The organism is Palleronia caenipelagi, from assembly GCF_007004065.1.
Taxonomy (GTDB): Bacteria; Pseudomonadota; Alphaproteobacteria; order Rhodobacterales; family Rhodobacteraceae; genus Palleronia; species Palleronia caenipelagi.
In genome coordinates this window covers 1-7689 of record NZ_VFSV01000076.1, presented here as the reverse complement: position 1 = coordinate 7689, position 7689 = coordinate 1, and the positions used below count along the sequence as shown (strand labels likewise).

Sequence of the window (7689 nt, the reverse complement as noted above, 5' to 3'; positions counted from 1 at the left end):
CTGCGATCTGCAATCTTCATGCCCGCATTGGTCGCAGTCAGGTTCAACGCCGATCTCAAGCGCAAGTACCAAGCCTTGCTGGACAAGGGAAAACCACCAAAACTCGCCATCACGGCAGTCATGCGCAAACTCATCCTGCTCGCCAACGCCCTGTTGCGTGACGGCCGAAAATGGGATGAACGCTCCGCTTGACCAAGACGGATACTACCGCCCACCGGCTCCGGAAACCGTCGTCACGATGGACCGGAGGCCCGTCATGCACTCACAATCAAATTGGACCACTCAGGTGGGGCTGATCAATCGCAGCGTAGAGTCAAAAATCAGAATGTCCGGAAAACGGGACGAAGATCAGGTGGCGGAACGCTACGGGATATCTGAGCAGACCGTCTCGAAGTGGCGCAAGCGCGGCAGCGTCCAGGATTTGAGCCACACGCCGCACCGACTTCAGACGACATTGACCCCGGCACAGGAGGCTGTTGCTGTCGCATTGCGAACGACCCTGCTCCTGCCTTTGGACGACCTGCTCGGCGTGGTGCGGGAGTTCTTGAACCCACATCTATCGCCGTCCGGTCCCGATCGCTGCCTGCGCCGTCATGGTTTGGGCAACCTGTGCGACCTGAAGCCGAAAGACGCAAAGCCAGCACACAGCTCCTTCAAGGCATATGAGCCAGGCTATCTGCATATCGACATCAAATACCTGCCGCAGATGGCCGATGAGGACCGACGACGGTACCTCTTTGTTGCCATCGACAGAGCGATCCGCTGGGTCTTCGTGCGCATCTGCCCAACACAAACCGCCGCCAATGCGCGCCGTTTCTTGCGTGACCAGGCGCGGGCGGCACCGATGAAGATCACCCGGGTGCTGACCGACAACGGAAAGGCTTTCACCGACCGGCTGTTTGGCTTGCGCAAGCGCGCGGCCACGGGACAGCATGAGTTCGACCAGCTCTGCGCCGATCTTGGCATCGAGCACCGTCTCACGCCACCGATGCGGCCGCAGACAAATGGTATGGTCGAGCGGTTCAACGGACGGATCGAAGACGTCCTGCAAAGCCATGGATTCCAGAGCGGCGAGGATCTTGAGCAGACCATTCTGCGCTATGTCACGCTCTACAATCAGCAGCTGCCGCAGTCAGCATTGGCGACCAGAACGCCCCTCCAGGCGATGAAGGACTGGCACAAACTCAGACCTGAGCTGTTCAAAAATCAGCCATACTACCTCTCGGGATGTGACACCTACGCTGCCATTTTCCAAATCATTCCTGTGAACGCTTCTGCCGGTGTCTGGTCGCCGGCGGCTGTATGGCGGCGCTGGCGGTTGTAGAAGACCCCAATGTACTCGAAGATAGCGACCTTGGCTGACGTGTGGCTCGTGAAACGTTGGCAGTGGACCAGCTTCTTTTTGAGCGACGCAAAGAAGTTCTCCAATGGTGTGAATCGCCCAGATGTTGTCGGAGACCTGTAGCTTCAGCAGCCTGTGAGGCCGGAGTTGTTCAGTAAAAAGCCAGACTACCTTCCGGGATATGACAGTTAACGACCAGCTGTTCCTTTGATCACAACTCGACTTGCAGTAGGAAACCGCACTGCGCTACAAGCCCATGAAGCGTCTATGGAAGTCGGGGCCTCTAACGGCGGCGCCAAACTTTCCGTGAGATAGACAGAGCCGGGAACACAGCGTCCGACACCGTAAAGTCATGCGGCCGCCCTGCCGATCTGTGGAGGCCCCACCGGTGTGCGGAAGATTATGGGCCGGGAGGGTCCAGCCATCAGTGGCGGTGCTGGGCTGTTGCGCGGTACACCCAGCGACGGAGTGTCCGCAAAGCTGCAGGGGTGTCGGGTCACAGGGCACATATAGGAAAGGTTTTCAGTAGATGTTCAGCAAGTCAGAGAAATATAACGCACTCATTGGACTTTATACTGAAATGGCCCATGAGGGTTTCGAACGTCGGAAGGGCGATCGTGTCTCACCCGATGCCGGGTATGGCGTTCAGGAGGCTGCGAAGTTCAGGCGGCAGTTGAAATCGCTGTTTGCTCATTGTGGTATTCGATCTGTGCTTGACTACGGTGGGGGCAGAACAAGCTGGTTCGACAAGGAGGTTCCGGAGGGTGGCTCGCTCGCTGATTTTGTCGGTATATCAGAGTATTGTATCTTTGAGCCCGCGCACGCACTGGATCAGCGCAGTTCGGTGGATGCCGTCGTGTCCTTCGATGTTCTGGAGCACATCTATCTCGCCGATGTCGGTTACGTCCTTGATGAAATATTCAGACTTTCCGACAAACTGGTTGTGCTGAATATCGCGGGGTATCCGGCAAATGCACTGCTGCCAACAGGAGAAAACGCGCATATCACGTTACGTTCACTGGATTGGTGGCGCGGCGCGATCGAAGTCGTTTCGAGCGCATATCCCGATATCATGGTCGCGCTTTATTACTCGAGCGCTTACAATAAGGTGACCCAGGTACCTCCTTTTCGCTTTTCTGATATCAATCGCGAAGCGGGGTATGTCCGGTAACGCATCTGCAAGCTGCTGGTTGTCCATTCGCACAACAGGTCACGTTCGGTTTCCTGATACGTCATGGCTGCGCCTTAGTCTGGCGCGCAAGAGCCGGATCTATGGCAGTCCTGAAAACATCCGGTTCGGGGGGCACCCCTGCCGCTCTTATCACTTCGGACAGTGCGGCGTGGTCGCCTTTGACAAGCGCATCCGTGTCAATGACGCTCACTCGCGCGCCCGAGCGGGCCAACGCGTCCAAACGCTGCTGATAGGCCGCGCAGAACATCGCCCAATATTCGGGATCGGATGAGTGCCGACGCATGAAATGCACTTTACTAAGACTGTCGATAACGGCCTGCCGATCACGCTGCGGGATGATCCAATGCGCGTCGGGAAACGCGCTTGCGAAGATGGGCCAAAGCAGTGTCAGCTTGGGATCCTTGAACGCCCAAGGGCGCGCGCCATCATACCCCTGATCTGTCAGAGCCTGTAACAGCCGCTGATCCAAGCCTGGAAGCACCGGCATGTTCGAGCTGTCCGGCAACGGCTCTACGCCGTTGGGATCGGCACCCAGTTCCTTTAGCAGTTTCTTCAGCACACTGTTTTTCAGAACCAGATTTTCGAAAAAACCATGGGGATTGGCGGAGGTCGCCTGCATCGTCTCGCCGACCCAGACGCCGTGGGCGGCCAGAATGCGCATCGTCATTGACGTCCGGCTGCGCGGTAGACCGGCAACAAGGATCGGACGCCGCCCATGATTTGCCAGCGGCACCGGCATCGGAACTGGACGTTGGCTAAAGGCGCGCTCGGCCTGATGCATCCATTGTCGCGCACGGTCCTGCGACAGATCGGTCTTTTTGATGGTCGTGGCGGTCGGATAGGTCCAGGCGGCGTCCGCATCCGGCCCCCAGAACCAATGCGCGCGCCGGTTCATCAAGGCCAGGAAAGGAACATCGGCAGCAGCTGCGAAATGCCAGTTTGCACTGTCGATCGAAATGACTCCTGCCAGACGCCGAACGAGCTGCAAGACAATATCAGGACTTTTCGTGACATTGATCAATGGGGGCTGCACGCGCCGATCCTTGGCCAAAAGCGCCCGCTCACTGGCTGTGAGATCGAACTGCAGTGGCACATAGCGCCCTTCGTGCGGCAGCAGATCTAGAAACAGATGCAGTGGGATTTGCCGCTCTTCCCTGCGATTCTGTCCCGACCCGCCGCGCCAGCAGATCCCATAGACAGGCTTCGCTCCCTGATCGCGGATGGGTGTCGTCAAGCTGGACGGTGGCTTGAAAGTGCCAGTCTGCCGCCACGCCCGCCCGAACAGATCGGCAGAGCAGATCGCGGGCGCGCCGCTCAGCTCTTCAGGGAGATCCGAGCTTGGAAAAAAGCGGCTTTCGGGCAGGACTCGCTGTATGAGCGTGCGGAATTTAGGCAGGGCAGCGATCTGTCGAGGCGGTGCGGCACGCAGATGCATCAGTGCCAGAAGGCATTCGCCGACGCCCTGTTCCAGCACGACGAGCGGCGGATCATCGGTTGGATCGCCCACAGGATGATAGCGCAGTTTCGAGGGCAGAATCTTGGGAAAATTGATCGCGCGCCATCGATCCTGATAAAAGTGAAAGCCCCAGGCGTAGCGGTGCAACCAGATCAGGTGCAGACCCATGGTACAGCGGAAATCCCACCGCTCTTTGTCGGTTATTCCGGGGTGACGACGGATGCGTGCGGCGGTGGCAAAGTCCTTTTGGCGCAGCGCCAAGCGATAGCGCATCGGAGCCCAAGTCTTGCCGACGAACCTGGCATTCATGTGACGCACGCGCTCCAAGTCGCCAAAACCATACAGCGCCGCACCGAAGGTCAAGAAAACAAAGCGGGAATACTCCTTGGGTGGCAGGTGGCGGGGATCGGCGATCTGACTGATCTTCGCAACCACCTGCGATATCTGCCCCTGCTGAAAACACTGATCTGCCTCATCCAGCAGGGCTGTCGATTCCGCCAAAGATTGCGTCATGGCACGATCCGCAGAAAATCGTATTTCAAGAGCCAGGCGATCAGCTGCTCGGAGGCCGCCGGCCGAATGCCACACTGCGCCCCGATATCATAGATCGATATCGGCTTGCCGGCGTCATGACAGCTGCGCCAGATCCCTTGGGTCGCCTGTATCGCACGGCCGTTAATCGGGGCGTTGCGCAAGCTGGCGAGTTCGGCAATCGCTTGCGAGGTTGTTTCGGCATCGCAATGGCTGGCACTGACGCGGGTCGAAAGGGGCAAGCCGATCTGCGACGGGTAGCTGTGGAACACATCAACGGCAGGCGGCGCGATGGGCGACACCAGCCCATTGTACCGGTCGCCCACGGCGGCCGGCGCGCGGCGGCGCATCTGTGACAATGTTTCCCACAGGCTCTGATATTGTGGGATGATCACGGACCAGTCGAAGTGACGGCGAACGCGATCTTTCGCCGCGCGTCCCATTTTTCGCGCCAGGTCGCGGTCTTGCGCCAGCAGCAGTATCCTGTCGGCAAAGGCTCTGACATCGATCACTGTCCGGGCGGCTGTCTTGGACAGATAGTTGTGATAGCCGTCGATCCCCTGAATGTAGCGCCGCATATCTGTTCGACCGCGATCCAACCCTTCTGCAAGGATCGTGGGGATCCGGAATCCGACATCAGGCGTGACCGTATCCTTCAGACCGTCCCAATCGCTCACAATCTGTGGCAGACCTGCGGCCATCGCCTCTATCGGAGCAAGCCCAAACGTTTCCTGAATATTATCAATGCCGAACAGGAACAGATCAGAAGCAGAGAAGGCTGCTCTCTTGAGCGCGTCATCCTTGCCGTCAACGACATGCAACGCAACGTCGGGCATATAGCGTGCAGCCCCTTTGCGAAAGATGTCTTCATCCGTTTCTGAGGAGAAATAGCCGCAGAGTATCAGTGCGATATCGCCGTCAAACTCTGACTGTGCGAGGTGAAGCGCACGATAGATCGGTAGCGGATCGAACTTTTCCGCGACCGAAAGCCGCGACATAGTCATTGCGACGCGTGTCTCTGGTGCGATGCCAAGCATTTTGCGCAGCTTTACGCCAGCTGATTCCGGCGCGGTAATCTGGGATTGGTTCAGGCCTAGAGGTATTATCGGCAATTGAGGCCGTGGCGGCGGGGAATAGCCAAAGCGGCGCTCGATATAAGCGTCTATCTGATCGATCTGCCAATTGACCGACGCCTGCACAGCCCGGGACGTGCAGATGATTGCGTCCCAGGGTTCGACCGGAGCCATGCGCAAATCGAAAAATTGCTGCAGGACAGCCGCGGTCGATGTCGTATGCGTTATCCCACAGATACTAAAGGCCGTCTGACCTGCATCAAAGCGGCGCCATGCCTCTTTGGCGATTGTGGGCGATGGGAAAAAGACGGTAGAGACAGGCGGTTGAGGTGACAGATTGTCCAGCATGTACAGGTGGATAGGCCGACGACCGGCTTTCTTCGCGGCAAGTTCGCGGAACTGACGAAGCCCCGCTTGCGATGAACTCATCCCCATAAAAGCATCGACATCGGCATGGGTGAGAAAGCCTTCCAAAAAGCTCTCCCCAGCTACCCGTCGCCCGTTCATGCCCATCTTTCCGGGGTCAAAACCATCCCTTGCATACCAGATGGCAGCATTGCGATCGGCGGTCATTTGCGTGTCATCCATAGCCAGGTCATCCGGTTTTTCGCCACTACCACATGAGGGGTTGGCGGTCTATATTGGCGAGCTGAGCGTCCATTCGGACCCACTGTCACCGATGCATCTGCGGTCGAGGACGGCGCGCGATGCGCTAAATGGCCGATCACACGGATGCTGTTCAGCGGGGGCCATGGCGTTTGGCCCCCGATCAGCGGCATCTCTCTCAGGTCGCGTTTTTTTTGGGCACCACCAGTCGCTGCGGCCGGACCCGCGCCGCCTGATCGAAAAGCGAGAACGTCTGATTAGCGAAATTCACCGCACCACTGATGTGGTCCAGATATGTCTGAACTTCGGGTGTCAGTTCAGATTCGAGCATCTGAATTGCACGGTCAGGCCGATCCACCTCGAAATGGAGATAAAACAGCGGATCGCCGCGCCTGATCTTCAACGGCTGCTTCAGGTCGCGCCACTCAAAGGCCCACATCAGCGGCCTGGGCCAGTTCATGATAGGGAAGCGTCCGCCGAAGATCGTGCCCGGCCAGGGTGGATTGATATAATTCATGAAGGGCGCAATCTGCGACATATAAACTGGCTCATCCGCAAAGAAAAGATACGGCAGCTTCAGCTGGATCGTCGGGCGGTCGGGATACCGCCATTCTGACTCCGCGACCATGGCAAGTTGTCTGTCCATCTTGGATTTTCGGACCGCCGCCATCTTTCCATCCGGCAGCACCAGGGCGGGGCGCCCGTCCGCGTCACGCTTGAAAACAAGATGGAGATCAAAGGGGCAGCGGACGAGGAAATATCGGCTTTCCAGGTTGATGATGGCCGGACAGCGCGAGGCAGACTTGGCATGCGTGCGGCTGACATCAGGACTGCGAACCCGCTCCGGTGGGTAGAACAACAGCTTTGGGGCAGAGGCGTCATCCGCCAGGGTCCAACCGATTTGAACAGGGCCCGAGCGCGGGTCATCCTGATCGCGAATGTAGTTGATTTGAAATTCCACGCTTGCATCCATCATGATGGTCCGGCCTGTCGGACGGCTGTGTGCTTTATCTTCGTCCCGGCTTCCGGGCAGCCAGATTGTTGACCTTGCGCAATCATTTTCCAACCCATTTTTTGCCGCCTCTGCTGTTGTCAGATAACAGACGGCCAAATAGCGGCGCTGGTGATGGTATGGCGGGATTGCCAACTTGCAGACGCAGCCGAGGGTGTTTAGCCGGTCGCCATGAATGTACCAGCTGAGATGCCGCGCCTGAAGGGCTTGTCTTATGACTTCCCTCGGCTCCTTTGCGATAAGGGAGCCGCTTCCCGGCTCCCCAAACATGCCGGGAAGCGGCGGGGGACGGATCGGGAATGGGTCGGCCGTTCTGGGCCGTGCGGTAGTGTGATCGCCCCCGTCTTTTCTCATGACCTGAACGGATAGCAGGGCTTTGGGCCTGCATGACAAGCAGAGGTAAGGAAAAGACAGATGCAGGATATCATCGGTATCGATATCTCGAAAGACCAGCTGGACACATACCGTCTCTCGGAT

Annotated in this window: 5 protein-coding genes and 2 pseudogenes; 3 read left to right on the top strand and 4 right to left on the bottom strand. The window is 57.9% G+C overall.

The window, feature by feature from the left end:
* A pseudogene (locus FEV53_RS19010) lies at positions 1-192 on the top strand (IS110 family transposase); the annotation flags it as partial.
* 133 nt (positions 193-325) lie between these two features.
* Positions 326-1234: pseudogene (locus FEV53_RS19005) on the top strand (IS481 family transposase); the annotation flags it as partial.
* A 2-nt stretch (positions 1235-1236) separates the two neighbouring features.
* Here FEV53_RS19005 and FEV53_RS19000 read toward each other — a convergent pair.
* Entirely contained in the window at positions 1237-1428 is a 192-nt protein-coding gene (locus FEV53_RS19000) for an IS3 family transposase (protein ID WP_142836265.1), read from the bottom strand.
* Positions 1429-1871: 443 nt separating this feature from the next.
* Here FEV53_RS19000 and FEV53_RS18995 point away from each other — a divergent pair, with 443 nt between their 5' ends.
* Positions 1872-2513, top strand: coding sequence for a class I SAM-dependent methyltransferase (locus tag FEV53_RS18995; RefSeq protein WP_142836264.1), 642 nt, complete (start codon positions 1872-1874; stop codon positions 2511-2513).
* Positions 2514-2574: 61 nt separating this feature from the next.
* Here FEV53_RS18995 and FEV53_RS18990 read toward each other — a convergent pair whose 3' ends face one another.
* The 3 genes from FEV53_RS18990 to FEV53_RS22065 all read right to left on the bottom strand — a co-directional run.
* Positions 2575-4425, bottom strand: coding sequence for a sulfotransferase (locus tag FEV53_RS18990; RefSeq protein ID WP_185962332.1), 1851 nt, complete (start codon positions 4423-4425; stop codon positions 2575-2577).
* A 74-nt stretch (positions 4426-4499) separates the two neighbouring features.
* A complete protein-coding gene (locus tag FEV53_RS18985) occupies positions 4500-6182 on the bottom strand; it encodes a glycosyltransferase family 4 protein (protein ID WP_142836262.1) in 1683 nt (560 codons plus the stop codon).
* Between the two features lie 196 nt (positions 6183-6378).
* The coding region (locus FEV53_RS22065) for a hypothetical protein (RefSeq protein WP_342778319.1) at positions 6379-7689 on the bottom strand (1311 nt) is incomplete at its 5' end.

What these genes read in the sequence shown, in the direction of transcription:
- FEV53_RS18995 (WP_142836264.1), top strand. Translation starts at nt 1,872, where the DNA reads ATGTTCAGCAAGTCAGAGAAATATAACGCACTCATTGGACTTTATACT.
- FEV53_RS18985 (WP_142836262.1), bottom strand. Translation starts at nt 6,182, where the DNA reads ATGGATGACACGCAAATGACCGCCGATCGCAATGCTGCCATCTGGTAT.